The organism is Aeromicrobium sp. WCS2018Hpa-31, from assembly GCF_031843905.1.
Taxonomy (GTDB): domain Bacteria; phylum Actinomycetota; class Actinomycetes; order Propionibacteriales; family Nocardioidaceae; genus Aeromicrobium.
Genome location: NZ_JAVTJF010000004.1, coordinates 297,064 through 320,098 on the forward strand (window position 1 = coordinate 297,064; position 23,035 = coordinate 320,098).

A 23,035-nucleotide genomic window follows, 5' to 3' on the forward strand; every position below is an offset into this window, starting at 1 on the left:
TTGGCACTCACCCAGGGCAAGTGCCAGTCTAACGAGGTGGGAGCAATCGGGAGCGAGGGAGAGGTCGTCTCGGTCACGGGCACCACGCGTACCCTCACCTACCGACCTCGTCGGGTCACCCTCTCCGACGGCACCTTCCTCATGCACGAGTCGCGCGGCGGCACCCTCAGCTCGGTCTGGGCCGCCGACCTCGGCGACCTGTTCGTCGAGGTGGTTCACCTGGGCCACGGCCCCCTGGGCGGCGAGCTGGTGCTCGTCGTCCCCGACGGCGACGTGGTGGCGCTCGGCGACCTCGTTCCCCCGCTCGACGCGGTCCCGTCGGCCGTCACGCCCAGCTGGCCGGCCGCCGTGGACCTCGCCGTCGGGCTCACCCGCCCGTCGACCCGCATCCTCACCAGCAGCGGACCCATCACCCGCGAGGACCTGGAGGACTTCCACCAGACGCTGCTCGGGGTGCTGCATGGCTGAGGCCAGGCACCCGGGGCGTTACGGACAGGACGTGCTGGCCGGCGACTGGAAGGCTCCCCCGCGCGGTCGCTCCACCGAGGCCCCCGCCGACCTCGGCATCGTGGTCGAGGAGGTCACCTCGGGGTGGGTCGGCGAGGTCGTCCGCGTGGAGCGCGACCTCGGCATGGTGATGCTGGAGGACCGCCACCTGCGCCGCAAGTCGTTCCCGCTCGGACCGGGCTTCCTCCTGGAGGGAAAGCCGGTCGTGCTCGTCGCTCCGGTCGCGGCGGCACCCAAGGCCGTGGCCCGCACCGCGTCCGGGTCGCGTGCGGTCACCGGACAGCGTGCACGGGTCGCCCTGCCCAGCCGGATCCTCGTCGAGGGCAAGCACGACGCCGAGCTCGTCGAGAAGGTGTGGGGCGACGACCTTCGGGTGGAGGGCGTGGCCGTGGAGATGCTGCACGGCGTCGACGACCTCGTCGGGGTCGTCGACGACTTCGACCCCGGTCCCGACCGTCGCCTCGGCATCCTCGTCGACCACCTCGTCCCGGGGTCCAAGGAGTCGCGCATCGCCGCGAGGCTCTCGGACCGCGACCACGTGCTCGTCGTCGGGCATCCCTACGTCGACGTGTGGCAGGCCGTGAAGCCGGGACGTCTCGGCGTGGACGCCTGGCCCGTGGTCCCGCGCAGCATCGAGTGGAAGCGTGGGATCTGCGCGGCCTTCGGCTGGCCGCACGCCGAGCAGGCCGACATCGCTCGCGCGTGGCAGCACATCCTCTCGCGCGTCCGGTCGTGGACCGACCTGGAGCCGGAGTTCCTGGGCCGGGTCGAGGAGCTCATCGACTTCGTCACCGCTCCCTGAGCGGCACGGCGTCTCCCGAGGCCCACCGACGGGGACCGTCAGCCCGGCCCGACCACCGGCCCGAGCACCGGGGCGACCACGTCGTCGAGCCAGTCCGCTCGTGGCACGGCGACGCCCCGAGTGGTTCCGTCGTCCCGCACCTCCAGGTCGGCCACGCCGAGCAGCACGTCCTTGCCCCTGGTGCCGGAGGCGTTGTGGGCGTACAGGTAGGCGCGCAGCTCGCCGCGCACCTGGACGGTGCGTCGCCACGAGAACCGGAAGTAGGCGGAGGAGAACGTGAAGGTCTCCGCCGGCGCCCGGTCCAGCGGCGCCCCCAGCGCGACCGTGTAGGCGACCGGGCGTCCCCAGCGGTCGGGCTCGCTCGCCGCACCGCGCACCGCCACCATGCCGTCCGTCGCCTCGAGCGACTCCAGGACGCCCGACGGCGACCCGTCTGACGTGGGGTAGCGGATGAAGCCGGACGGCCACCCCGACCCTCGTCGCACGGTGCGCCACATGAAGGTCCGGTTCATGTTGTCCTCGGAGACGACGATGGAACCGTCCGCACGGACCCGCTCCACGACGGCGACGTGCCCCTTCTTGCCGGCGAGTGCTCGGTTGGCCTTCCACCAGGCCACGTCGCCGCGGCGTGGTGCCGACGTGCTGACCCGCAGTCCGGCGGCTCGCGCGGCCGCGCCCCACGTGAGGGCGGCGTCGGTGCCGGGCGGTCGCGCGACCAGTCGGTTCTTGGTGAGTCGGTACGCGACGTAGTTCGTGCAGCTGCGACCGGGCGTCATGTTCCAGTACGACCGCGACCGGACCGACGCGTAGCCGCCGTGGGTGTACCCCTTGGCGGCGCACTGCTTGTACCCCGTGCACAGCACGGTGCGTGGTGCCGCGTCCGCAGACGTCGGCACACTGATGATGGCCATGCCGATCAGCATGCTGATCAGAGCTGGCCAATGCGCGATGCGCATTGCTCCCTCGCCAACTCCCCCGAGTTTGTTCCTTGCTCCCAGGAGCACCGTAGGACCGTGTCCTAGGTCATGCCATCCGAATGACGAAAGTCCCTTCGGACTGGGGCGGGCGTCCTAGTCCGTGAGGTCCCGGACCACGGCGTCGGCGAGCAGGCGGCCCTCCAGGGTGAGCACGAGACGCTCGTCCACGACGTCGAGCAGACCGCGCGCGGCGAGCACCGGCACCTGCGCCCGCACCGAGGGGTCGAGCGCCGCCACGGGCAGGCCGGACCTCAGCCGGATCTCCAGCATGATCCGTTCGAGGGCGGCCGTGGGGGCGTCGATGTCCTCACCGTCGGCCTCGACAGGCTCGCCCGCAGCCAGTCGCTGTGCGTAGGCGGCAGGATGCTTGACGTTCCACCAGCGCCGCCGGTCGACGTAGGAGTGCGCGCCCGGACCCACGCCCCACCACTCGGCGCCGTGCCAGTACAGCAGGTTGTGGCGGCACTGCGCGGCCTCGTCGCGAGCCCAGTTCGACAGCTCGTACCAACCCAGGCCCGCTGCGGTGAGGGTCGCGTCGGCGAGCAGGTACTTGTCGGCGGTCTCGTCGTCGTCGGGCATGACCACCTCGCCGCGCCGGACCTTGCGCGCGAAGGCCGTCCCGTCCTCCACGATGAGCGCGTAGGCGCTGACGTGGTCGGGCTCGAGGGAGACCGCCTGCTCCAGGCTCGTCCGCCAGTCGTCCATCGACTCACCCGGCGTGCCGTAGATGAGGTCGAGGCTCACCTGCTCGAACCCGGCCTCCCGGGCCCAGCGCACCGCGTCGGGGACACGGGCGGGGTCGTGCGTCCGGTCCAGCGTGGCGAGCACGTGCGGCACGGCGGACTGCACCCCGAAGGAGATGCGGGTGAAGCCGCCCTCGCGCAGGCGTGCCAGCGACGCCGGCGTGACGCTGTCGGGGTTGGCCTCCGTGGTCACCTCGGCACCCGGGCGCAGCCCGAGGTGCTCGTCGATCGACCTGAGGACGCCGACGAGGTCGTCGGCGGGGAGCTGGGTGGGGGTGCCTCCCCCGAAGAAGACCGTCTCGACCGGCCGGGGCCCGACGGCGTCGGCCATGCGGCGCACCTCGTGCAGGGCCGAGGAGGCGTACGTCGCGCGGGTGGCACCCTCACCGAGCTCGTCGGCGGTGTAGGTGTTGAAGTCGCAGTAGCCGCAGCGGACCGAGCAGAACGGGACGTGGACGTAAACGCCGAACGGCCCGCCCCCGGTGTCGGGAGCGGGCCGTTCGGTCGAGGTCATGGACTAAGCGTAGAAGCCGTCCAGGATGTGCTTGTAGTTCGACTCCACCACGTTGCGCTTGACCTTCATGCTCGGCGTGATCTCGCCGGACTCGATCGACAGGTCGTGGTCCAGGATGGCGAACTTCTTGATCGTCTCCCAGCGGTTGATCTTGGAGTTGAGCTCGTCGATCTGGCCGGAGATCACCTCGTGCATCTGCGGCGAGGAGACGACCTCGGAGTAGGACTTGCCCTCCATGCCATGCGCCGTGGCCCACTCGGCGACCGCGTCGGGATCGAGCGTGATGAGCGCGGAGCAGAAGTTTCGCTCGTTGCCGTGCACCACGATCTGGCTGGTCAGCGAGCTGATGCCCTTGAAGATGCCCTCGATGTGCGGCGGAGCCACGTACTTGCCGCCGGAGGTCTTGAAGAGCTCCTTCTTGCGGCCCGTGATGTAGAGGAAGCCGTCCTCGTCGAGCCGGCCCTCGTCGCCGGTGTGCAGCCACCCGTCCTCGGTGAGCGACGAGGCGCTCTCGGAGTCGAGGTTGTGGTAGCCCTGCATGACGTGCGGGCCCTTGACGAGGACCTCGCCGTCCTCGGCGATGCGGATCTCGCTGCCGGGCATCGGGATGCCCACCGAGCCGAGCTTGAAGTCGGTCGGGTGGTTGACCGTGGCACCGGCGGAGTTCTCGGTGAGCCCGTAGCCCTCGAGGATGAGGACGCCGGCGGCGTGGAACCACTCGGCGATGTCGGGCGAGAGCGCCGCGGCACCGGAGATGAAGAACCGCACGCGGCCGCCGAAGCGGTCGCGCACCTTGGAGAACACCAGCTTGTCGGCCACACCGTGCTTGGCCTTGAGGACCGGCGAGATCGGCTTGCCGGCGCGCACCGCGCGGGAGTGCTCGATGCCCACCTTCTCGGCCCACTTGAAGATCTTGAGCTTCGCGCCGCCCTCGGCCTCTGTCATGCCGACGATGCGGCCGTAGGCCTTCTCGAAGATGCGGGGCGCCGCACCCATGAACGTGGGCTTGACGATCGCCAGGTTGTCGACGATCTTCGGCACGCGCCCGTCGATGGCCGTGGCGAAGCCGATCTGCAGCTGCGTCGAGAGGAGCACCTTGCCGAAGGAGTGCGCCATCGGCAGCCAGAGGAACTGCAGGTCGTCGGCGGTCAGGTAGCCGCCTGCGGCGATGCAGGCGCCCTCGTAGGTCCAGCCGTCGTGCAGGAGGCGCACGCCCTTCGGACGGCCGGTCGTGCCGGACGTGTAGATGAGCGTCGCGAGCGACTGCGGCGTGATGGCCGCGACCCGGTCCTTGACGGCGTCCGGGTTGGCGGCGAGGTGGTCGCGGCCGAGCTGCTCGAGGTCGTCGAAGCCGATGACCCAGTCGCCGTCGGGCGTGCCGTCGTAGACGACGACCTTCGTGACGGAGGGGAGCTCGGAGTGCTTCTCGCGCAGCTTGGCGACCTGCTCGTCGTCCTCGGCGAAGACGATGCGGCTGTCGGAGTCGGCCAGGATGTAGGCGACGTCGCTGGCCATCGTGGTCGGGTAGACGGTGGTGGTGGCGGCACCGGCAGCCAGCACGGCGAGGTCGGAGAAGATCCACTCCACACGGGTGCCGGACGCGATGGCCACGCGCTCCTCCGGGCCGATGCCGAGCGCCAGCAGGCCGGCCGCGAGCGCCGTCACCTGCTCGCCGGTCTGGGCCCAGGTCAGCGAGTGCCAGACCTCGTTCTCGTCGGGGTAGCGGTAGGCCTCCCGGTTCGGGGTCTGCTCCACACGGTCGTAGAACATGCGGGCCACGTTGGGCGCACGGTCCTCGACGATCTTGAGCTGCTCGGGGGTGGCGGTCACAGGCATGGATGTCCTCACACGACGTTCCGGGGGAATGTGGTGCCGCTCACCCTAACCTACTGGTCGGTCGCTTCTCGGGGCACCGGACGAGTGGTTGCGCACCTCATCGATCTGCCGGGCGATCTTGGCCGAGACCCTCGGTTCGGCCTGGAACGACGGCAGTCTCGCCCGATCCGTCGTGAGGGCACGGAAGGCCGCCCCGACGGTGAGGTCGTGGTCGCGACGTTCGACGACCCGCACCGGGTCGCCCGCCTGGACGACGCCCTCCTGCACGACCCTGAGGTACGCACCGACGACCCCGTGCTCGGCGAAGCGCCTCACCCAACGAGGCTCGTCGACGAACCCCTGGAAGACCGCACAGGGGATGCGCACGTCGCACACCTCGAGGAGCGTCGAGCCGACCGCCCACCGCTCCCCCAGCCGCGCGTGCTGCACGTCCAGCCCGCGCGTGGTGAGGTTCTCGCCGAACTGTCCGGCCACGAACGTGCGACCGGCCAGCTCGGACCAGCGCTCGAGGTCCTCGGCGGCGTAGGCGTAGACCGCCTGGTCCGGACCGCCGTGGTGCTTGGTGTCGGCGATCTCGTCACCCTCGAGCCCGAGGCGGTGGACCTGGACGGGCCCGACGACGGGACGCTTGTCGATCCCCGACCGCCCGAGCTTCCCCCACGGGACGTCGACGACCCGGCCCACGTTGACCGACAGGAGGTGCGCTGCCACGGGAGGGAGGCTAGCGGCAGAGCGGGCCAGGCGACGAACCCTGCCGGACCCGAGCAGGGATGGGATCGTGGGTCCATGGCAGAGCGGACTGACGTGGTGGTCGTAGGAGCGGGACTCGCCGGACTGGCGTGCGCGGCGCGGCTGCAGCGCAGGGGCATCGACGCGCGCCTGCTGGAGGCCGCGGACGACGTGGGCGGCCGCGTGCGCACCGACGTCGTCGACGGCCACCTCTGCGACGTCGGCTTCCAGCTGCTCAACCCGGCCTACCCTGCTCTGCGCGACCTGGTCGACCTCGAGGCGCTGGACCTGAAGCCGTTCGCAGCCGGGGTGCGCGTCCGCCGCGGATCCTCGGTGGCGACCATCGGCGACCCGCGTCGCGAGCCCGGCCTCCTCGCCTCCACCCTGCGCAGTGGTCTGCTGCGTCCGCGAGAGCTGGCGGCCCTCGCGCGCTGGGCGGCCCCGATCCTGGGCGGCGAGAAGCGCATCATGAGCCGGGCCGACGACACCCTGGCGGAGTCCTTCGACTCCGCCGGGGTGCGCGGGCCTCTGCGCCGGCAGGTGCTGGAGCCCTTCCTGGCCGGTGTCCTGGCCGACGACACCGGCGCCACCTCGTCCCGGTACGCACGGCTGCTGGTCCGGTGGTTCCTGCTCGGCACCCCCGCCGTGCCGGGCGACGGCATGCGCGCCCTGCCCGCCCAGCTCGCCGCCGGACTGCAACGTCCGGCCGAGACGGGCGTGCGGGTGGTGGGCGTCGACCGCAGCCCGCAGGGCACCACGGTCCGCACGGGGTCCGGGTCGATCGAGGCCCGCGCCGCCGTCGTCGCCACCGACGTCCACGACGCGGCCGGTCTGGAAGCGGTGCCGGAGGTGCCCCCCGTGGGCGGGCTCGTGACGTGGTGGTTCAGTGCGCCCACCGGCATGCCCCAGGACCGTCTGCTGGTCGTCGACGGCGAGCGGGGGCCGGTGGTCAACACAGCCGTCGTCTCGGCGGCCGCGCCCGGCTACGCACCGCCGGGGCGCGACCTGGTGCAGGTGACGGCGCTGGCCGGGGCGGGTCTCTCCGACGCGGCGGCACTGGCGCAGGCGGCCCGCCTCTGGGGCACCGACGTCGGCGCGTGGGACCTGCTGGTGCGTCACGACGTCGGCCGGGCGCTGCCGAGGGCCCTCGCGCCCCTGCAGCTGCGGCGACCCGCCGACGTCGGCGGCGGCGTCTTCGTCTGCGGCGACCACCGCGAGACACCCTCCATCCAGGGGGCGCTGACCTCCGGCACGCGAGCCGCCGACGAGGTGGCCGCGGCCCTCGGCGCGCGCTGATCCGAAGGGACCGGCGGACTACTTCGGGGTGGAGTCACCGGTGGAGAGGGCGGCGATGAACGCCTCCTGGGGGACCTCGACGCGGCCGATGTTCTTCATCCGCTTCTTGCCCTCCTTCTGCTTCTCCAGCAGCTTCCGCTTGCGGCTGATGTCGCCGCCGTAGCACTTGGCGAGCACGTCCTTGCGCATGGCGCGGATGTTCTCGCGGGCGATGATGCGGGCGCCGATCGCGGCCTGGATGGGCACCTCGAACTGCTGGCGCGGGATGAGCTCCTTGAGCTTGCCGGCCAGCATCACGCCGTACGCGTAGGCGGAGTCGCGGTGGACGATCGCGCTGAAGGCGTCGACGATCTCGCCCTGCAGCATGATGTCGACCTTCACGAGGTCGGCCTTCTGCTCGCCGGACACCTCGTAGTTCAGCGACGCGTAGCCCTTCGTGCGGCTCTTGAGGGCGTCGAAGAAGTCGAACATGATCTCGCCCATGGGCAGCGTGTAGCGGATCTCCACGCGGTCCTCGGACAGGTAGTCCATGCCGCCGAGCTGGCCGCGACGGGCCTGGCACAGCTCCATGATGACGCCGATGTACTCGCTCGGCGCCAGGATCGTGGCCGAGACCACCGGCTCGTGCACCGACGCGATCTTGCCGTCCGCCGGGTACTCGCTCGGGTTGGTCACGACGATCTCGCGACCGTCCTCCATCACCACGCGGTAGACGACGTTGGGGGCCGTCGAGATCAGGTCGAGGTCGAACTCGCGCTCCAGACGCTCGCGGACGATCTCCAGGTGCAGCAGGCCGAGGAAGCCGATGCGGAACCCGAAGCCGAGCGCACCCGAGGACTCCGGCTCGTACACGAGCGCGGCGTCGTTGAGCTGCAGCTTCTCGAGGGCCTCGCGCAGCGTCGAGAAGTCGTCGCCGTCGATCGGGTACAGGCCCGAGAAGACCATGGGGTTCGGGTGTGCGTAGCCGCCGAGGGGCTCCTCGGCACCGTGGCTGTTCGACGTCACGGTGTCGCCCACCCGCGACTGCCGAACCTCCTTCACGCCCGTGATCAGGTAGCCGACCTCGCCGACGCCGAGGTGGTCGGCCTTCACGGCCTCGGGGCTGATGACGCCCACCTCGAGCATCTCGTGCACCGCGCCGGTGGACATCATCTTGATCTTGTCGCGGTGGCTGAGCTTGCCGTCGACCACGCGGACATAGGTGATGACGCCGCGGTACGTGTCGTAGACGGAGTCGAAGATCAGGGCACGCGGGGGGCCGTCGGCGTCACCGACGGGCGGCGGCACCTCGTCGACGATGAGGTTGAGCAGGGCCTCGACGCCCTGCCCGGTCTTGGCCGAGACCCGGAGCACGTCGTCGGGGTCGCCGCCGATGATCCCGGCGATCTCCTCGGCGTACTTCTCCGGCTGCGCGCCGGGCAGGTCGATCTTGTTGAGGACCGGGATGATGTGCAGGTCGGCGTCCATGGCCAGGTAGAGGTTCGCCAGCGTCTGCGCCTCGATGCCCTGGGCGGCGTCGACCAGGAGGATCGCGCCCTCGCAGGCCTCCAACGAGCGGCTGACCTCGTAGGTGAAGTCCACGTGGCCCGGCGTGTCGATCATGTTCAGCACGTAGTGGCGACCGGCGTCGTCGCCGTCGGACTTGGTGAACGGCATGCGCACGGCCTGGCTCTTGATCGTGATGCCACGCTCGCGCTCGATGTCCATGCGGTCGAGGTACTGGGCGCGCGCTGCACGCTCGTCGACGACCCCCGTGATCTGCAGCATGCGGTCGGCCAGGGTCGACTTGCCGTGGTCGATGTGCGCGATGATGCAGAAGTTGCGCAGGAGGGCCGGGTCGGTCGATCCCGGCTTGGGCGCCGTGCCCGGCGTCGTGGAGCTCGTCATGGTGGGTCCATCCTCCCATCTGCGGCCAGCCCGCCGACCACACCCGTCGGAGCGGCCGCCCGGCTCGGTCGACCGAGGCGGCTCACGTCCAGAGGTAGGCGATCGCGACGTTCACGACGATGAGCGCGGCGACGACGTGTGCCACGGGGTTCGGCGACGGCCGCCGACGCGTGCCGTGGGCCAGGCCGACGGCGACGAGGGCAATCAGGAGCTTCACGCCGACCTTGGCGTTGTTCGGGTCCGCGACGGCGTCGCTGGCCGAGGCGATGCCGGTGAGGGCGATGCCGAGGACGAACGCAGCGCCGACGCCGTGGGCGATCCAGGGCGTGATCTGCGGCCGACGGGCGACCGACGCGTAGCTGACGAGGGCCACGACCCAGCTGATGATGTGGAGCACCACGAGCACGTTGTAGAGCGTCTGCATGACTCGGATCGTAAGGGTTCGCGGTCGGCTCGTCTTCGACCTGCGTCTCCTCGGCACGAGCACGCACGGGCGATTTGGGTGCGGCTGCCCGACGCTGGTAGTGTGAGCGGTCGCGTGCCTACCGGTGCGCCCTCACACTTGCACCACGCCCTTCACGCACGAGAGAACAGGTCAGCCACGTGGCGAACATCAAGTCGCAGATCAAGCGGAACCGTCAGAACGAGGCCGCTCGCGAGCGCAACAAGTCGGTCCGCTCCGCCCTCAAGACGGCCGTGCGCCGCTTCCACGCTGCGGTCGAGTCCGGCGACGCCGAGCAGGCGAAGGTCCTCGCCGCCGACGCCGGCAAGAAGCTCGACAAGGCCGCCAGCAAGGGCGTCATCCACAAGAACCAGGCGGCGAACCGCAAGTCGTCGATCGCCAAGAAGGCCGCGTCGCTCTGACGTAGCCCCACAGCTCGCACGAAGGCCCCCGGTGACCCGGGGGCCTTCGTCGTCTCTGCGGCACCTCGACCCTGCGGATGCCGGTCGTCAGAGGTAGGCCTGGCACCCATCAGCGACTTCGAAAGGTGTCACACCTACCGCTGGCCATGTCGTTCGGTGCGTCACCTACCTCTGACCCGCCCGGACGACCCGCCGACCGCCCCGGGTCAGCGGCGACGCGACGCGGCGACCTGCAGCACCATGCGCTCGACCGCGTACGCGGGCTCGGCCGCGCCACCCTTGACGTCGAGGTCGGCCTGCGCGACCGCGTCGAGAGCGCGGGCCAGGCCGGCCGGGTCCCACCCCTGCAGCTGACGGCGCAGCACGCGGATCTTGAACGGGGGCGCGCCGACGTGGCGTGCGAGCTCTCCCTCGCCCAGACGCGGCGGGGCGTCGGCGAGGCGGGCGAGCTGGCGGAGCCCGGTGGCGAGCGCACTGGTGACCAGCACCGGGGCGACCTTGGCGGTCTCGGCCCACCGCGCTTGCTCGAGAGCCACGTTGATGCGTCCGTCGATGGCGGCGTCGGCGATCTCGTAGCCGCGGACGTCGGCCCGACCGCCGAAGTAGCGCCGCACGACCTCGACGGTGACCTCGGTGCCGGAGTCGAGCGTGGCGGCGAGCTGGTCGGCTGCGCCGGCCAAGGCCCGCAGGTCCTGCCCGACGGCCGCGACGAGGAGCGTGGCCGCCTCCTCGTCGATGCGGGTGCCCAGCTCGCGCAGCTCGGTGGCCACCCAGCGGGCATGGTCGCGCTCGTACTTGGGAGCCTCGTGCTTGACCTCGTGCACCGACGACTGGGCGCGCAGCTTGTCGAGCAGGCCCTTGCCCTTCTGACCACCGCCGTGGACGAGGACGACCGCGACGTCGGGGCTCGGGTCGGCGGCGTACGCGAGCAGCTCGCCCTGGGCGACGTCGGGCAGGTCCTGCAGCTCGGTGAGCACGAGCCCGCTGACGCTGCTGAACAACGACGGGCTGGTGAGCCCCGCGATCTCGCCCGCGGCCAACCCGCCGGACGTGGCGGTCGCGACGTCGCACTGCGGGTCCTCGGCCTTGATCGCGGCCACGGCTCGCGCACGGGTGCGGTCGGACAGGTACTCCGCGCTGCCCGTGATGAGCAGGATCTTCCCGAACGGCGACGCCACGGGACCACCCTAGTGTCCGTCTCCGACAGGCCGGGGAGCCCACGTGGGCGTAGGCTCCGGCCATGCCGATCGACGCCGACGACGTCGCCTCCCACGTCGACGACGACTGGGTGGACAACCTGGTCCGCTTCGGCTTCGTGGCCTACGGGCTCGTGCACCTCGTCGTGGCCTTCCTCGCCCTCCAGCTGGCCCTGGGCGACCCGAGCGGCAAGGCCGACACCAAGGGGGCGCTGGCCGAGCTGGCCCAGCAGCCGTTCGGTCGCACGATCCTGTGGCTGGTCGCCGCAGGGATGGCGGTGCTGGTGCTGTGGCGCGTGCTCGAGGCGGCGCTCGACCACCGTCAGGACGACGGCGCCACGCTCTGGGCGCACCGTGCCGCCGACCTGCTCAAGGCGGTGATCTACGGCGTCGTGGGCTGGAGTGCGGTGCAGGTCGTCACCGGCTCGGGGTCGAGCTCGGGTGGCTCGGGCAACGAGACGTGGACGGCTCGCCTGCTCTCGCTGCCCGCCGGCGCGGTGCTCGTCGGGATCGTGGGCCTGGCGGTCATCGGCTACGGGGGCTGGACCGCCTGGCGCGGGCTCAGCCACCAGCACCGCGACCACCTGAAGCCGGAGGGGCTCAGCGGAACCTCCGGCGACGTGCTCGTGCGCCTCGGCACGGCCGGACACCTGGCCAAGGGCGTCTCGATCGCGATCGTGGGCGCGCTGTTCTGCTTCGCTGCCCTCACCCGCGATGCCGACCGCTCCGGAGGGCTCGACGAGGCGCTGCGCACCGTCCTGGAGCAGCCGTTCGGACCCTGGCTGCTCGGTCTCATCGCCGTCGGGATCGGCCTCTACGGCGTCTGGTGCCTGGCCCGGGCCCGCTACCTCGACCGCTGACCGCTCCCCCGCGCGACCACCGACAGCCTGCCGTCGCGCACGACCACGGCGACGTCGCCCTCCTCGTCGGTGCGATGGGCTTGCGTGCCGACGTCGCGCAGCATCCGCAGGGCGGTGGGGGTGGGATGGCCGTAGTCGTTGTCGGCCCCGACGGAGATCGTCGCCACCGAGGCACCGACCGCCTCGGTGAACCGGGACGACGTGTCCGCGCTCCCGTGGTGGGCGACCTTGAGCACGTCGGCACGCAGGTCGGTGCCCGACCGGGCGAGACGGTCCTGCTCGACCTCCCCCACGTCGCCCGTGAGCATGAGCACCACGCCCTGCACCCGCACCCGCAGCACCACGCTCGCGCCGTTGCGGTCGAGATCAGCCCGAGCGCGGGCGCTGCCGGCAGGCGCGGCACGCGGCCACAGGACGTCGGCCGTGACGTCCCCCACCGTGAACCGGTCGCCGCGGGCGAGCGTGCGCGTCGGCACCCCGTCCACCGCGACCCCCGGACGTCCCACGAGCACCACGCCGACGTCGCGTCCGGCAACGACGCCGGAGCGGCCACCCACGTGGTCGGCGTCCCCGTGGGTGAGCACCAGCGCCGGCACCCGCCGCACCCCGAGGCCGCGCAGGCACCGGTCCACGTCGGCCGGCTCCATGCCGGCGTCGACCACCACCGCCTCGTCGTCACCGGACCGGATCACCGTCGCGTCCCCCTGACCCACGTCGCACGCCACCATCACCCAGCCCGGCGGCGGCCAGCCCGGGCTCGGTGGGCGGACCATGGCCACCACGAGCCCGAGGCACAGCCCGACCACCAGCACCGGGTGAGGCGCAGCACGCCACCCCCACCACAGGGCGACCGGCACCAGGACGAGCAGCGACCACCACGGGCGTGACCAGACCAGGCTCGCCCCAGGGAGCGACGCGGCGTGGTGCGCGACCAGCACGATCCATCCCGCGCACGCCGCCGCACCCGTGCCGAGCAGCGACGCGGCGGCCGGAGACACCAGGTCCACGAGACCGGCCAGCAGCCCGAGGACCGTCGCCGGCGCGACCACGGGCGCCGCCAGCACGTTCGCCACCACGGCCACGATCGAGACCTCGGCCGAGATGGCCGCGATGACCGGGGTGCAGGCCGCCTGGGCCGCCAGCGGCACGGCGACGGCGATCGCCGCCCACCGCGGCAGCCAGCGCTCCAGCGCGCGCACGAAGGGTGGCGCCAGCAGCAGGATGCCCGCGGTCGCGCACACCGAGAGCACGAAGCCGACGGCCCTCGACAGCCACGGGTCGCAGAACAGCAGCGCGACGACCGCGACGCACAACGCCCGGATCCCGCCTCGCGACCCCAGGCCCAGCGCGGCGAGCCCGACGACGCCCATCCCCGCCGCCCGCAGCACGCTGGGCTCCGGCCTGGCAAGCAGCACGAAGCCGACCACGCCCAGCAGCCCGATCACCAGGAGCAACCGTGGCGGCGCACGCCCGGCACGAGCGACGGCCAGCACCATGGCCAGCACGATCGTCAGGTTGGTGCCGGAGACGGCGAGCAGGTGCGTGAGGCCGGTGCGTCGGAACTCCTCCTCGACCCGATCGGGCAGTGCGGCGTCGTCGCCGACGACGAGCGCAGGGACGAGCGCCGACGGAGCCGGCGGCGCGTGGTCGACCGACGACCGCACGCCGGCGCGGACCCGCTCCGACGCCGACCACCACCATGCCGCGCCCTGGACCGCCGACCGCCGCGTCACCTGGAGCGTGGCCGTGTCGCGGTGGTCGCCGGGTGGTCCGAGACGGCCCTGCAGCACGAGCCGACGACCGACGACGAGGTCCTCGTGCGCGTCACGCAGGAACGCCGTGACCGGGTCCCGGACCCCGTGCACCCGACCATGTCGGTCCTCGACCCGCAGCACCAGGAGCCCCACGACCGTCCCCTGGCTCCCGACCGACTCGAAGACCCGACCGTCGCGCACCACCTGGGCCTGCACCGTCACCCGCTCGCGCGACGCCGCGAGCTCGGCCACCGGGGTGGCCTGCACGTCACCCAGGCGCCACGCGGTCGACGCGGCCGCCGCCGCCACCACGACCGCCACCAGGGCGAGCGCGCGGAACCGACCTACGGCTGCCCCGCCCACGACCACCGAGACGACCGCGACGACCAGGACGGCCCCCGGTCCTGCACCGACGGCCCAGGCCGCCACGGCCCACACGGCCACGGCGGCCGGCACCAGCCTCAGGTCCATCAGCGGACCCGGTGGTCCTGCCCGGCCCGGCCGCTCACACCGTCACGCGGTCGCGCAGGTCCTCGAGGGTCTTCTCGCCGATGCCGGACACGTCGAGGAGGTCGTCGACGGAGGTGAACCGGCCGTTCTCCTGACGCCAGTCGAGGATCGACTGCGCGGTCACCGGGCCGACCCCAGGCAGCGCGTCGAGCTGCTCGAGGGTGGCGCTGTTGAGGTCGACCACTCCCCCGCCGGTCCCGCCCGTGCCTGCGGTGGCACCGGCGGCAGCCGGGTCGGCGGGCTCGACGCCGACGAGGATCTGCTCGCCGTCGACGAGCTGTCGGGCCAGGTTGATCGTGGGCTCCTCCAGCGTGCCCTCGATGCCGCCCGCCTTCTCGATCGCCTCGAACACCCTGGACCCGGCAGGCAGGGTGACGATCCCGGGGTCACGGACCTTGCCCGCGACGTCGACGACCACCTCGGCCGAGGCTGCGGACGCCGCTCCCTCGGCGGGGGCGTCGCCGGTCGCGTCCGCGCGCGCCGAGACCTGGAGCGGACGATCGACGTCGGACGTGCGGGGGCGTTCGGCCACCAGCCACCAGGTCAGCAGCACCCCGGCCGCCACGGCGGCGGTGGTGGCCATCCGCAGGTGGCTGCCGTGCAGCCCGCGCGGACGGCGCGGCGCGGCGGCTCGTCGCCGGCCGCCGCCTCTGGGCGCGGCCGTGGTCTCGGACGGCTCGTCGTGGTCCACCGGGGCGGAGCCACCCACGAGCCGGTCGAACGGGTCGTCCGGGTGGGTCGCCTCGAACGATGCGGTGAGCTGGGCGAGCCGACGTCGGGCGACCTCGGCCCGGGTCTCCTGGGGCGGTGCTGGACGTGGTGTGCTCACTCCTCGACGGTAGGCAGCGTCGCGGCCGCCCGGCACCCGTCGGCACAGCACTGTGGACAAGCCGTCACGTGGGTCGAGAGACCCTGTGGACGGACACCCGGCGCCGCGGAGCGGACCGGTGGTCTCAGCGGGGCGTGACGGTGACGGCGAGCATCCCGGGGCCGACGTGGGCTCCGATGACGGCACCGACCTCGTTGACGGGGACCTGCTCGCGACCGAGCGAGGCAGCCAGGCGGTCGGCCACCTGCTGCGCGAGCTCGGGGTTGGCCAGGTGCTGCACGCCGATGTCGAACCCGTCCTGCGCCTTCTCGGCGGCCTGGACGGTGAGCACCTCGAGCCGAGCCACCGCCTTGCTGGTGGTCCGGACCCGCTCGAGCGGCTCGACCATGCCGTCGCGCAGGGTGAGCAGGGGCTTGACCGCGAGCGCCGATCCGATGAGGGCGGCCGCCGCCCCGACCCGACCGCCGCGACGCAGGTACTCCAGGGTGTCGACGTACATGAGCACGGTCGAGCTCTCCCCCGCAGCCAGCGCGGCACCGACCGCCGCGGCCTCGTCGCCGCCCTCGCGGACGACGCGCGCCGCCCGACCGGCGGCGAAGCCCGTGGCGATCCCCACCTGGCGGCTGTCGACGCACATGACCGGGATCGACGCCTCGCGCGCGGCGAGCTGCGCCGAGTCGAACGTGCCGGAGATCTCCGCGCTGAGGTGCACCGACACGACGGCGTCATAGCCCTCGTCCGCGAGCCGCTCGTACACGGCGCCGAACTCCTCGGGGTTGGGCCGCGAGGTGCTGACCGGCACGAAGTCCTTGAGCGCGGAGGCGACGTCGTCGGACGTCGCGTCGACACCCTCGGTGAACGTGGACGCGCCGATGACCAGCTTGAGCGGCACCACCGTGATGCCCTCGCGCTCCGCGTCGACGGGGTCGAGCGAGGCGGTGGAGTCGGTCACCACCGCGATGCGACGCCGGCTCCCGGCAGCGCCGCTCATACGACCACGTTCACGAGCTTGGGGGCGCGCACGATCACCTTGCGCACCTCGCGCCCGTCGATCGAGCGCTGCACGTTCTCCTCGGCCAGCGCCAGTGCGGTGAGCTCGTCGTCGGTGACGTCGGGCGAGACGGCGAGCTTGGCCCGCACCTTGCCCTGCACCTGCACGACGCACGTGACGGTGTCCGCGACGAGGAGCGCGGGGTCGGCCTGGGGGAAGGCGGCACGCGTGAGCGACGTGTCGTGGCCCAGCAGCGACCACAGCTCCTCGGCCACGTGCGGCGCGAACGGGGCGAGCATGAGCACGAGCGGCTCCAGCGCCGACCGGCTCGTCACCGAGGCCTTGGTCAGGTGGTTGGTCAGCTCGATCAGCTTGGCGATCGCCGTGTTGAAGCGCAGCGCGTCCATGTCGGCCGAGACGCCGTCGATGGTGCGGTGCAGCACGCGCAGGGTGTCGCGGTCCGGCTCGACGTCGTCGACCTTGACGTCACCGGACTCCTCCTCGACGACCAGGCGCCACACCCGCTGGAGGAACCGCTGCGAGCCGACGACGGCGCGCGTCTCCCACGGTCGCGACTGGTCGAGCGGGCCCATGCTCATCTCGTAGACCCGGAACGTGTCGGCGCCGAACTCGTCGTACATCTCGTCGGGCGTGACGACGTTCTTCAGGCTCTTGCCCATCTTCCCGTACTCGCGGGAGACCGGGCTGCCCTCGTACGTGTAGGTGGTGGTGCCGTCGTCGGCCACGTGCTCGACCACCGCGTCGGCCGGCACGTAGGTCCCGCGCGCGTCGGTGAAGGCGTACGCCTGGATGTAGCCCTGGTTGAACAGCCGGTGGAACGGCTCCTCGCTGCTCACGTGCCCCAGGTCGAACAGCACCTTGTGCCAGAACCGGGCGTAGAGCAGGTGCAGCACCGCGTGCTCGACCCCGCCGACGTAGAGGTCGACGCCGCCGGTGGACTTGGCGTCCGTGGGACCCATCCAGTAGGCCTCGTTGGCCGGGTCGACGAGGGCGTCGGCGTTGTGTGGGTCGAGGTAGCGCAGCTGGTACCAGCTGGAGCCGGCCCAGTTGGGCATGGTGTTGGTGTCGCGGCGGTACCGGCGCGGTCCGTCGCCCAGGTCGAGCTCGACGTCGAGCCAGTCGTGCGCGCGGCCGAGCGGGGGCTCGGGCTCGCTCGTGACGTCGTCGGGCTCGAACGTGCGCGGCGAGTAGTCGGGCACGTCGGGCAGCTCGACGGGCAGGAGGTGGTCGGGCACGGCGTGCGGGTGGCCGTCCTCGTCGAAGACGATCGGGAAGGGCTCGCCCCAGTAGCGCTGGCGCGAGAACAGCCAGTCGCGCAACCGGTAGGTGGTGGTGCCCGTGCCTCGCCCCTTCTCCTCCAGCCAGGCGATGATGCGCGACTTCGCCTCCGCGACGCCCAGCCCGTCGAGGCTGACCTCGTCGTTGGCCGAGGCCGTGGCGACCCCGTCGCCGGTCCAGGGCAGGTCGTCCCCGCCGGTGACGACCCGAGGGGTCGGCAGGCCGAACGCCGTCGCGAACTCGAAGTCGCGCTCGTCGTGCGCCGGGACGGCCATGATGGCGCCGGTGCCGTAGCCCACGAGCACGTAGTCGGCCACGAAGACCGGCACACGCTCGCCGTTCACCGGGTTGACCGCGAAGGCGCCGGTGAAGACGCCCGTCTTGTCCTTGTTCTCCTGGCGCTCGACGTCGGTCTTGCGGGCCGCCGCGTGGCGGTACGCCGCCACGGCCTCCGACGGGGACGCCGCGCCGGCGGTCCACCGGGGGTCGGTGCCGTCGGGCCACTCGTCGGTCAGGATCGCGTCGACCAGCTCGTGCTCCGGCGCCAGCACCATGTAGGTGGCGCCGAACAGGGTGTCCGGCCGGGTCGTGAACACCCGGATCGTGGCGTTGTCGACCGCGGGGACGTCGAAGTCGACCTCGGCGCCGTGCGAACGACCGATCCAGTTGCGCTGCATGAGCTTGACCGGCTCCGGCCAGTCGACGCGCTCGAGGTCGTCGACGAGGCGGTCGGCGTACGCCGTGATGCGCATCTGCCACTGGCGCAGGTTGCGCTGGAAGACCGGGAAGTTGCCGCGCTCGCTGCGGCCCTCGGCCGTGACCTCCTCGTTGGAGAGCACGGTCCCGAGTGCCGGGCACCAGTTGACCGGCGACTCGCTGACGTACGCCAGACGGTGGGGATCGATGACGGCCGGGTCGTCGGTGCCCAGCTTCTCGCGCAGCTCGGAGATCGGCCGCGCCCGCCCGGCCTCCTCGTCGTACCAGGAGTCGAAGATCTGGAGGAAGATCCACTGCGTCCAGCGCACGAAGTCCGGGTCGATCGTGGCGAACGACCGGCGGGAGTCGTGGGCGAGCCCGAGCCGACGCAGCTGACGTCGCATGTTCGCGATGTTCGCGAGCGTGTTGGCCCGCGGGTGCTCACCGGTCTGGATGGCGTGCAGCTCGGCCGGCAGGCCGAAGGCGTCGTACCCGAGCGTGTGCAGCACGTTGCGGCCCTTCATCCGCTGGTGCCGGCCCACGACGTCGGTGGCGATGTAGCCGAGCGGGTGTCCCACGTGCAGGCCCGCGCCGGAGGGGTACGGGAACATGTCCATCAGGTAGTAGGTGGACTCCGAGACCGTCGTCTCCCCGGCCAGGTCGCCGACCGGGTTGGGCGCGTCGAAGGTGCCGTCGTCGGCCCACCGCTCCTGCCAGCGTGCCTCGATCTCGGCGGCCAGCTCGGCGGTGTAGCGGTGCGACGTCACGGGACTGGACGTCGATGGGCGGTCGGTGGTGCTCACCGGACGATGCTACCGACGCACCGCCCACGGCCCGGCACCCGAGCCCGCCGCCGCGCGGGCCACGTCGACTCGTCGACGGTCCCGGCCGAGGCGGACCTCTTGACGCCGCGGTCACGGGGTGGGCATTCTTTCTGCACACAGAGTGCAACTAGGCGCTCATCGGGGGAAGGAAACCACCATGGAGCACGTCCGTCCACGCAGGGGTGCGGTCGCGACCGTCGTCGCACTCCTCGCCGTCCTGGCAGGCCTGCTGGCCACGCCCACGACCGCCACGGCGGCCGAGAACCCGTACGAGCGGGGGCCTGCGCCGACCACCGCGTCCATCGAGGCCGCTCGCGGTCCGTACGCGACGTCCAGCACGACCGTCTCGTCGTTCGCCGCCCGCGGCTTCGGCGGCGGGACGATCTACTACCCGACCTCGACGGCGGACGGCACGTTCGGCGCCGTGGCCGTCTCGCCCGGCTACACCGCCGCACAGAGCTCGATCTCGTGGCTCGGACCACGACTGGCGTCCCAGGGCTTCGTCGTCTTCACCATCGACACCAACAGCCGCTACGACCAGCCCGGCAGCCGGGCCGACCAGCTGGCGGCCGCCCTGGACTACCTGACCGAGAGCAGCACCGTGCGTTCCCGCGTGGACGCCTCGCGGCTCGCCGTCATGGGCCACTCGATGGGCGGCGGTGGAGCGATCGAGGCCGCCAGCGACGACCCGAGCCTCAAGGCCGCCGTCGCGCTGACGCCCTGGCACCTGACCAAGACCTGGTCGCGCGTGAGCACACCGACGATGGTCGTCGGAGCCGAGAACGACAGCGTGGCCTCCACTCGGTCGCACGCGATCCCGCTCTACTCCGGGATCCCGACGAGCACGCCGAAGGCCTACCTCGAGCTGCGGGGGGCGAGCCACTTCGCGCCGAACACCAGCAACACCACCATCGCGAAGTACTCCATCGCCTGGCTGAAGCGCTGGGTCGACGACGACACGCGCTACACGCAGTTCATCGCCCCGGGTCCGGGGACGAGCACGGCGATCTCGGACTGGCGGCGCTCGGGCTACTGAGCATCGAGCACGAACGACGTCGGCGAGGCCGCGGGTGCCACCACCAGGGGTGGGCACCCGCGGCCTTCCTCGTCGCGGCACTGCCCGGCACGGTCGCTACGCTCACCGCATGCGTCAACGCCTCGCCCGCTTCGTGATCCGTCGCATGGGTTACACGATGAAGGGGAAGACACCGCCCTCGGGGATCCTGGTCGGCGCCCCGCACACCTCGAACTGGGACTTCGTCACGATGCTGCTCGTCATGTGGCACGACGGCGCCCACCCGCGCGTCCTGGTCAAGAAGGAGCTGTTCAAGGGCCCGCTCGGCTGGCTGCTCCGCCGTCTGGGCGGTGTCGCGCTCGACCGCGACAACGCCGCCACGGTCGTCTCCGACCTGGCCGCCGAGGCCACGTCGGGCGAACCCTTCCGGCTCGTGATCGCGGCCGAGGGAACCCGCTCCAAGAGCGAGTACTGGAAGTCGGGGTTCTACCGTCTCTCGCAGCAGACCGGCCTGCCGATCACGCTCGCGTTCTTCGACCCGCCGACGAAGACGATGGGCTACGGCCCGACGTTCAGCCCGAGCGGCGACGTGAAGGCCGACATGGACCTCGTGCGTGCCTTCTACGCCGACAAGCTCGGCATCAAGCCCGCCGACGCCACCGTCCCGCGCCTGCGCGAGGAGTAGGCCCTACGACCCGTCGGAGGTGCCGGCGGACTCGTCGGCGGGCGTCGGGACCACGAGCGGCTTGAGGCGCACCCAGGCGAGGAAGATCGCCGCGACCACCAGCATGCCGATCCCGGCCCAGAGGTTGATGTTGAGCCCGTCGCCCTTGGCCAGCTCCTCCTCCGTCGCCCGGAACAGACCGAGACAGGTGAGGATCAGCCCGTAGACGCCCAGCAGGCCGCCGATGAGGGTCCGGACGTCGAACGCGCCCGCGGTGTGCTTCTCGCTCATGCTTCGCTCCTACCGGAAGACCACGTTGAGGACGACGACGATGGCGAGCCCGATGCCCGCCAGCTTGACCGGCGACTGGTACCAGGGAAGCACGCCCTCGTCGGGGTCGACGAGGTCCTCCTTCGGCGTCAGCGAGTAGACGAGGCCCACCAGCTCCTTCTCGGGCTTGGCCGCGGTCACCATGGTCACGGCCACGCTGACCGCGATGTCGACGGCGAACGCCGCTCCGGCCGCCACGAAGGACGCTCCCTGGCCCGACAGCCCGATCACGCCGAGGCTCATCGGCCCGAGGGCGTCCTCGCTGAGAACGGCCACCAGCACCGCTGCAGCCGTGCCGGCCACCAGTCCGGACCAGCCGGCCGCCGCGGACATCCGCTTCCAGAACATGCCGAGGATGAACGTGGCGAACAGCGGGGCGTTGAAGAACCCGAAGAGGGTCTGCAGGTAGTCCATCAGGTTGTCGTAGTTCGAGGCGATCAGCGCGGTGCCGATGGCAGTGACCGTCGCGCCGACCGTGGCCAGCCGGCCGACCTTCAAGTAGTAGCCGTCCTCACGGTCCTTCACCACGTACTGCTGCCACAGGTCGTAGCTGAAGACCGTGTTGAAGGCCGAGATGTTGGCCGCCATGCCCGCCATGAACGACGCGAGCAGGCCTGCGAGCGCGACGCCGAGCATGCCGTTGGGCAGCAGGTCGCGCATCAGCAGGAGGATCGCGTCGTTGTAGGTGGCGCCCTGGGCGTCTCCTCCGGACTTCAGCGAAGCCAGCTCGGGGACCACGATCGCCGCGATGATGCCCGGGATGATGACGATGAACGGGATGAACATCTTCGGGAAGGCGCCGATGATCGGTGCCCGCCGTGCGGCTGACATCGACGACGAGGCCATCGCGCGCTGGACCTCCACGAAGTTCGTGGTCCAGTAGCCGAAGGACAGCACGAAGCCGAGCCCGAGCACCAGGCCGACGACCGACCAGAACGGGTCGTCGATGCCGGTGAGGTCGGTGCCGGGCCACGACGACAGCTGCTCCGGGCCGGGCTGCACCTGGTCGACGATGCCCTGCCAGCCACCCACCTTGTGCAGCGCGATGATCGTCAGCGGCACGAGCGCCGCGACGATGACGAAGAACTGCAGGACCTCGTTGTAGATCGCCGCAGAGAGGCCGCCGAGCGCGGTGTAGCTGAGCACGACGGCGGCTGCCGCGACGAGCGAGACCCACAACGGCCAGCCGAGCAGCCGGTTCACGATGGTGGCCAGGAGGTAGAGGTTGATGCCGGCGATCAGCAGCTGGGCGATCGAGAAGCTCAGCGCATTGACCAGGTGGGCACCCGTGCCGAAGCGTCGACGCATGAACTCGGGGACGCTGCGCACGCCGGAGCCGTAGTAGAACGGCATCATCACCACGCCGAGGAAGAGCATCGCGGGCACGGCGCCGATCCAGAAGTAGTGCACGGTCGCCATGCCGTACTCGGCGCCGTTGGCGCTCATGCCCATGATCTCGACCGCGCCGAGGTTGGCCGCGATGAACGCGAGCCCCGTCACCCAGGCGGGCAGCGACCTGCCGGAGAGGAAGAAGTCGATGCTCGTCGAGACCTGGCGCCGCGCCAGCACCCCGATGCCGAGCACGACGGCGAAGTAGATCGCCACGATCGTGTAGTCGAAGAAGTCCGCGTCGAGCCGGAACGATCCGTCCGCGGCCGCCAAGGACGGTCCTGCGAGTGCGTGCACCACTCCCCCTTTCATGGTTCATCTCCGCAACGAGATGGACCAGTGGCACCGTACGCCCACTCCGCTGCGGACGCGCGTCGGGACCGAGGTCCCGGCGGTCGAGGCCCTTCGTCACGTATTCGAACATATGCTTGTTTCTTGTCTAATCCTGCCTCTAGAATGGGGGTAGTCCAGCAGGAGGAAGCATGAGCGTCGCCGCACTCGACACCCACCCGGTGCCGTCGTG

The 23,035-nt window shown here is 71.5% G+C and carries 20 protein-coding genes; 7 read left to right on the plus strand and 13 right to left on the minus strand.

All coding sequences use genetic code 11. The annotated features are described in order from the left end of the window. Window positions 1-36: 36 nt before the first annotated feature. Together RQG84_RS07165 and RQG84_RS07170 are read left to right on the plus strand one after the other, a co-directional pair. A complete protein-coding gene (locus RQG84_RS07165) occupies window positions 37-468 on the plus strand; it encodes a hypothetical protein (RefSeq protein ID WP_055965286.1) in 432 nt (143 codons plus the stop codon). Continuing rightward, the gene (locus RQG84_RS07170) at window positions 461-1,309 is read left to right on the plus strand and encodes a DUF3097 domain-containing protein (protein ID WP_055965283.1); all 849 of its coding nucleotides are present in this window, start codon (window positions 461-463) and stop codon (window positions 1,307-1,309) included. Before RQG84_RS07165 ends, RQG84_RS07170 begins: the two co-directional genes overlap by 8 nt. A gap of 38 nt (window positions 1,310-1,347) precedes the next feature. Here the strand turns inward: RQG84_RS07170 and RQG84_RS07175 are convergent, their stop codons facing one another. The 4 genes from RQG84_RS07175 to RQG84_RS07190 all read right to left on the minus strand — a co-directional run bounded on the left by RQG84_RS07175 (window position 1,348) and on the right by RQG84_RS07190 (window position 6,090). Further along, window positions 1,348-2,220 carry a CHAP domain-containing protein gene (locus tag RQG84_RS07175; protein ID WP_311209449.1) on the minus strand — a complete coding sequence of 291 codons (873 nt, stop codon included), beginning with the start codon at window positions 2,218-2,220 and terminating at the stop codon, window positions 1,348-1,350. 159 nt (window positions 2,221-2,379) lie between these two features. Further along, window positions 2,380-3,543, minus strand: coding sequence for a radical SAM family heme chaperone HemW (hemW, locus tag RQG84_RS07180; protein ID WP_311209450.1), 1,164 nt, complete (start codon window positions 3,541-3,543; stop codon window positions 2,380-2,382). A 3-nt stretch (window positions 3,544-3,546) separates the two neighbouring features. Further along, window positions 3,547-5,379, minus strand: a complete 1,833-nt coding sequence (locus RQG84_RS07185; RefSeq protein WP_055965272.1) for a long-chain fatty acid--CoA ligase — start codon at window positions 5,377-5,379, stop codon at window positions 3,547-3,549. A gap of 45 nt (window positions 5,380-5,424) precedes the next feature. Further along, window positions 5,425-6,090 carry an MOSC domain-containing protein gene (locus tag RQG84_RS07190; protein ID WP_311209451.1) on the minus strand — a complete coding sequence of 222 codons (666 nt, stop codon included), beginning with the start codon at window positions 6,088-6,090 and terminating at the stop codon, window positions 5,425-5,427. A gap of 75 nt (window positions 6,091-6,165) precedes the next feature. On the opposite strand from RQG84_RS07190, the gene RQG84_RS07195 reads away from it, so the two are divergent. Then, entirely contained in the window at window positions 6,166-7,404 is a 1,239-nt protein-coding gene (locus RQG84_RS07195) for an FAD-dependent oxidoreductase (RefSeq protein ID WP_311209452.1), read from the plus strand. Window positions 7,405-7,422: 18 nt separating this feature from the next. Here RQG84_RS07195 and lepA read toward each other — a convergent pair whose 3' ends face one another. Together lepA and RQG84_RS07205 are read right to left on the minus strand one after the other, a co-directional pair. Beyond that, window positions 7,423-9,291, minus strand: a complete 1,869-nt coding sequence (gene lepA, locus RQG84_RS07200) for a translation elongation factor 4 (protein WP_311209453.1) — start codon at window positions 9,289-9,291, stop codon at window positions 7,423-7,425. Window positions 9,292-9,373: 82 nt separating this feature from the next. Then, the gene (locus RQG84_RS07205; RefSeq protein WP_311209454.1) at window positions 9,374-9,715 is read right to left on the minus strand and encodes a hypothetical protein; all 342 of its coding nucleotides are present in this window, start codon (window positions 9,713-9,715) and stop codon (window positions 9,374-9,376) included. Window positions 9,716-9,894: 179 nt separating this feature from the next. Here RQG84_RS07205 and rpsT point away from each other — a divergent pair, with 179 nt between their 5' ends. Beyond that, window positions 9,895-10,155: a 30S ribosomal protein S20 gene (gene rpsT / locus RQG84_RS07210; protein WP_055965257.1), complete on the plus strand. Its 261-nt coding sequence runs from the start codon at window positions 9,895-9,897 to the stop codon at window positions 10,153-10,155. 206 nt (window positions 10,156-10,361) lie between these two features. On the opposite strand, the gene holA is transcribed toward rpsT, so the two are convergent. After that, complete coding sequence (gene holA, locus RQG84_RS07215) at window positions 10,362-11,333, minus strand: DNA polymerase III subunit delta (RefSeq protein WP_055965253.1); 972 nt, start codon at window positions 11,331-11,333, stop codon at window positions 10,362-10,364. Between the two features lie 62 nt (window positions 11,334-11,395). Between holA and RQG84_RS07220 the strand changes: the two genes are divergently transcribed. After that, complete coding sequence (locus tag RQG84_RS07220) at window positions 11,396-12,211, plus strand: DUF1206 domain-containing protein (protein WP_311209455.1); 816 nt, start codon at window positions 11,396-11,398, stop codon at window positions 12,209-12,211. Here the strand turns inward: RQG84_RS07220 and RQG84_RS07225 are convergent. The 4 genes from RQG84_RS07225 to leuS form a co-directional block, all read right to left on the minus strand. Beyond that, window positions 12,196-14,436, minus strand: a complete 2,241-nt coding sequence (locus RQG84_RS07225; protein ID WP_311209456.1) for a DNA internalization-related competence protein ComEC/Rec2 — start codon at window positions 14,434-14,436, stop codon at window positions 12,196-12,198. The two genes, RQG84_RS07220 and RQG84_RS07225, sit on opposite strands and share 16 nt — an antisense overlap. A 34-nt stretch (window positions 14,437-14,470) precedes the next feature. Further along, complete coding sequence (locus RQG84_RS07230) at window positions 14,471-15,304, minus strand: ComEA family DNA-binding protein (RefSeq protein ID WP_311209457.1); 834 nt, start codon at window positions 15,302-15,304, stop codon at window positions 14,471-14,473. 124 nt (window positions 15,305-15,428) lie between these two features. Further along, on the minus strand, window positions 15,429-16,295 hold the full coding sequence (locus RQG84_RS07235) for a DegV family protein (protein ID WP_311209458.1): 867 nt from the start codon (window positions 16,293-16,295) through the stop codon (window positions 15,429-15,431). Next, window positions 16,292-19,093: a leucine--tRNA ligase gene (gene leuS / locus RQG84_RS07240; protein ID WP_311209459.1), complete on the minus strand. Its 2,802-nt coding sequence runs from the start codon at window positions 19,091-19,093 to the stop codon at window positions 16,292-16,294. Before leuS ends, RQG84_RS07235 begins: the two co-directional genes overlap by 4 nt. Window positions 19,094-19,271: 178 nt before the next feature. Here leuS and RQG84_RS07245 point away from each other — a divergent pair, with 178 nt between their 5' ends. Continuing rightward, window positions 19,272-20,150 (plus strand): serine aminopeptidase domain-containing protein, encoded by an 879-nt coding sequence (locus RQG84_RS07245; protein ID WP_311209460.1) that lies wholly within the window; start codon window positions 19,272-19,274, stop codon window positions 20,148-20,150. A 109-nt stretch (window positions 20,151-20,259) separates the two neighbouring features. Next, complete coding sequence (locus RQG84_RS07250; protein ID WP_311209461.1) at window positions 20,260-20,814, plus strand: 1-acyl-sn-glycerol-3-phosphate acyltransferase; 555 nt, start codon at window positions 20,260-20,262, stop codon at window positions 20,812-20,814. 3 nt (window positions 20,815-20,817) lie between these two features. Here the strand turns inward: RQG84_RS07250 and RQG84_RS07255 are convergent, their stop codons facing one another. Both RQG84_RS07255 and RQG84_RS07260 read right to left on the minus strand, forming a co-directional pair. Further along, window positions 20,818-21,084: a hypothetical protein gene (locus RQG84_RS07255; RefSeq protein WP_311209462.1), complete on the minus strand. Its 267-nt coding sequence runs from the start codon at window positions 21,082-21,084 to the stop codon at window positions 20,818-20,820. 9 nt (window positions 21,085-21,093) lie between these two features. Beyond that, entirely contained in the window at window positions 21,094-22,809 is a 1,716-nt protein-coding gene (locus RQG84_RS07260) for a sodium:solute symporter family protein (protein WP_396135254.1), read from the minus strand. Between the last annotated feature and the right edge of the window lie 226 nt (window positions 22,810-23,035).